The organism is Proteiniclasticum ruminis (assembly GCF_900115135.1).
GTDB classification, from domain to species: domain Bacteria; phylum Bacillota; class Clostridia; order Clostridiales; family Clostridiaceae; genus Proteiniclasticum; species Proteiniclasticum ruminis_A.
The window spans coordinates 1-2,926 of the sequence record NZ_FOVK01000031.1; the positions used below are offsets into that span (position 1 = coordinate 1).

The 2,926-nt window shown below is 28.5% G+C and carries 2 protein-coding genes; both read right to left on the reverse strand.

Features of this window, described 5'->3' with window-relative positions:
* Positions 1 to 260: 260 nt before the first annotated feature.
* Positions 261 to 872, reverse strand: coding sequence for a hypothetical protein (locus BM243_RS14955; RefSeq protein ID WP_074913411.1), 612 nt, complete (start codon positions 870 to 872; stop codon positions 261 to 263).
* Positions 873 to 901: 29 nt separating this feature from the next.
* Complete coding sequence (locus BM243_RS14960) at positions 902 to 1,987, reverse strand: hypothetical protein (protein WP_074913414.1); 1,086 nt, start codon at positions 1,985 to 1,987, stop codon at positions 902 to 904.
* Positions 1,988 to 2,926 lie beyond the last annotated feature (939 nt).

A 2,926-nucleotide genomic window follows, 5' to 3' on the forward strand; every position in this document is an offset into this window, starting at 1 on the left:
GTGTACATAGTTAAATTAATTTTTTCCAAAATAAAACCTTGAATCCGATTGAGAATTCAAGGTTTTAGAGGTTTGCCTATTCATTTTTAGTTATTTTTCTTCCAAAGTCAGGATTTACATAATTATAATATTTAATAAACAGGATTACTATCAGTTCTGAATGTAATGATGAGTAACATTGTATTCGTTTAATTATATTGAATGAAGTTATACCTTGAATATATAATATATCAAAGCATGACTATAACAGTTAATATTTATCAGTTATGTTTCGAATCTCTTCCTTCATGAATAACTAACAATTTTGAATTTGATAGGCTTTTAGTAAATAACAGATCAATTTCTTTATCTTTTAAGTATGTGTTTGAGTCCTCTATAGATTCACCTTTTAATAGAGTACCAATGGATAAATAAACGTCTTCTTTTTTAGGCGGATACAGCGTATCAACATATTGATTAAATATTACTGTAATGAAATTTGGCTCAGATAATAGTTGGCTGAAGTCAGTGGCAACGTTCCCTGCAAAGAATATGTTTCGTTCTTTAATATGTATCTGCCCGTTCACAATATTAATACTAGCGTAATTAATTAATCTTGATGTGATTTTTGAGTAAGTAAATACTAACACTCTTGTTAAGTCTTTATTAGAATCATCAGAATATACTAATATTTTTATTCGTGATTTATTTTCATTATCAGAATCAGTATTTCGATAAAGATAATAGTTTTTCTCAAATATGTAGTTATCGGTATCGACATTATACAGTGCTGATATAATTTCAGTACCCCAAATAAACAAAATGAAATAAGTAACTACTAAAATAAAGATGACAACCAAAGCGCTTCTTATCAGTATTTTTTTTGCAATCATATTTCTACCTTCTTTAAATTATGTGTCTATTAATTTAGTAAAGTTAAATCGGAAACTATTTTGATATATATAGTTCTTTTTACGTTCTCATCAGCATCTTGAATCTTCATGTTATAGACGGGGTAATAATGATTAACTATGTCTCCTTGCGCAAAATAATATGCCGCTTTGTAACCATCAGAATAGTATAAGGATTGGGTGTAAATATCAAACGTATTTGTTTGTGTTGGTTTATTTACAATTGAAGTCTTGAATGTAAATGAACCCTTACTCTTAGAAGTGGATATAATTTTTTCATAAGTATTTTGTTGATAATTAGAAACATAAATAAAACATAAAGTTGTATAAATATCATAATCAACTGAGTTCTTTACATTCGTCCCAGTATAATTTCCACTTGGCCATAGAACTTCGAAAGGGATTAAGGAACTATATTTCAAAACTTTTTCTAATACTGCTCCAATAGCTTTTTGGCAATAAATTTTGAATAAAGTGTTATTAGCAATATTGCTACCTAAAGTAGAGTCGGACAATAAATAGTACTGATCAGGAGATATAATTAAAATATTTCCTAATGTGAAAATTTTGGGCTGTACATATATATAAAACACATCATAGTTTTTACCATCTTTTATAATGGTAGAGGAAACGCTGAAAAAATCATACTTTGATGTATCAGGTGGAACTGTAGGTTTTGCTAATGTAGTAACAGTTCCATCGTCAATATCATCATAACCTGAATTACAAATTTCTTCAATCTGGTTTTGCGACAATAAATTAGCACCATTATTCTCGAGTTCATTATAAATAGGATTGAGTTCATCGACTGATAGTGATTGATTTTCATCGCTGGCAACTTCAAACTTTTTAATTAATAGTTTGTCTAAAAGAAGCGTTATATCATCTATACTGGTAACTTCATCTAAACTTTTAGATTGAAAAGATAAATCATTCTTCTCAACCCCATAGTAAAGTAATTCACTTGGTATGCTGATTGTTTCACTTGATTCACGAATCATACCGCTTTCTTTATTTTCGTTATCTAGAGCATTAACTTGAATACATGAAGAAACGTTGATTAGAAAACTCAGCATTAACACAATATATTTTTTCATTATAATTCTCTTATTCATGTTGATTTAGATATGATGTTATTGAACTTTACATTAATGATCAGTAATTAACAAAGGAACTAGTAAGACTATTAGTTTTAACAAATTTCCCGTATTCATGCAAATATATAGTTGATTTATATCTAAAATTAAAACCTAAATTTACACTAATACTCTTATTTAGTCCACAGTCTGTGCCTTTTGTTTTATTAGACCAACTTCCGATGCATATCCATTTATCACCAATCCGCTGTTGAACTGATCCATAAATGTGCATCTCCTCAACATTATTTGAAGATACTACTGTAACCCCAGTAACTATTTCTTCTCTTGAGATACTAAATTTGCTTATTCATATGTCAATATATTCTAATTTGATGATACTATTTTTAGTACTCATCTATGACATACTCGCAGATACTGAAGTTGTATTTGTATTACTCATCATAAGTATTAATATCGAAACCCAAAGCAACCTCAAATAAATGCGAATTGATTTTGAGAACATAAAATCACCTCCTTTCACTATATATAACGATAAAAGATGTGATTTGTTACACTTTTTTTATTATTTATCCCGGATTATTCAATAAACTAATTAATAACTTGATTTTCTGATTTCAAACTACTTTTTATCGGCTCTATACTGTCCAACAAACAATAAATATATAGATTTGAGTACGTTTGGACAGTCATATTCAAGATTTTCCATTTTAATGTTCACTGAATAAGCCCAAAGTTTTTTTGGACTTCGTGAAAGCTATAATCTCAAATTGCTTAGCCCAAGGCTAAAAGATGGATGTTCTCAAATATTTTCAATATGGCTTCTTCCTGACTTTGGAAGAATAATAACTAAAAATGAATAGGCAAACCTCTAAAACCTTGAATTCTCAATCGGATTCAAGGTTTTATTTTGGAAAAAATTAATTTAACTATGTACAC

Coding starts and splice junctions, on each gene's coding strand:
- BM243_RS14955 (WP_074913411.1), bottom strand. CDS start 872: ATGATTGCAAAAAAAATACTGATAAGAAGCGCTTTGGTTGTCATCTTT.
- BM243_RS14960 (WP_074913414.1), bottom strand. CDS start 1,987: ATGAAAAAATATATTGTGTTAATGCTGAGTTTTCTAATCAACGTTTCT.